The sequence below is a fragment of the Vibrio sp. 2134-1 genome (assembly GCF_033339495.1).
On record NZ_JAWOUS010000203.1, the window covers coordinates 1 to 916 of the forward strand.

General features: G+C 48.5%; 1 protein-coding gene. It reads right to left on the minus strand.

The features are described from left to right. The coding region (lptF, locus tag R7R78_RS24940) for an LPS export ABC transporter permease LptF (protein WP_225474477.1) at nucleotides 1-916 on the minus strand (916 nt) is incomplete at both ends.

Genomic DNA, 916 nt, shown 5'->3' on the forward strand with positions numbered 1-916 from the left:
GCATTAATAGGCCACATGCCAATCGCCGCCGGAATCGCACCGTCTTCCAATGCCGATTTTGTCGCACTAATCGCAAGGAAGTATGCCAAGTAAATCAGAATCGCCGGGCCCATTTTGGCAAAGCGCCCTTGACGAGGGTTCACCGCAGACAAAGGAATCACAAGCATCGTGAGCAATGGAATACATACAAACAGAGAAATACGCCATTGCAGCTCCGCTTGCGCTTCAGGATCCGGATGGCCAATCAAATCCGCCGTTGGGTAAGCTTCCCAGTCACGACCTTTCTGTTTGACTTCACGCTGCCCGATCACCCCTTCATATTCATCAAATTTGGTGATCATATACTCCACGCGAGTTGGCACACCTTCATAGCGTGTACCTTCTTGCATCGTAATAACCTGACGGCCATCTGACAGTTCTTTTACTTCACCAGAAGAAGAGAACATCAGGCTAGGTAGAACCGAATCTCGTGGACGCATTTGCGCGACAAACACGTTACTAAGCGTGCTGTCCTTAATATCGTCAATGAACACCACGGATGAACCGTCTGGCGTACCTTGGAACTGACCCTTTTTAAGTAAGTCGACGCTGTTTTCAGCCGCGACTTGTTCGTAAAGGTGCTCCACTCGGTCTTGAGACCAAGGTGATAACCAAAGTGCATTAAACGCAGCCACACCAGAGGTGATCAACGCCAAGTAAAGTGCAGCTTGCACTAGGAACTTGTTGCCGATCCCCGTCGCATTCATCACGACAATTTCGCTTTCTGCATAGAGACGACCAAAAGTGATCAATATGCCGATGTACAAACTCAATGGCAGCATCAATAAACCCATTGCTGGCATGTTCAAACCAACAATCGAGAAAATCAATCCAGCAGGAATATCCCCGTCAGAAGCATCAGCGAGAACACTGATGA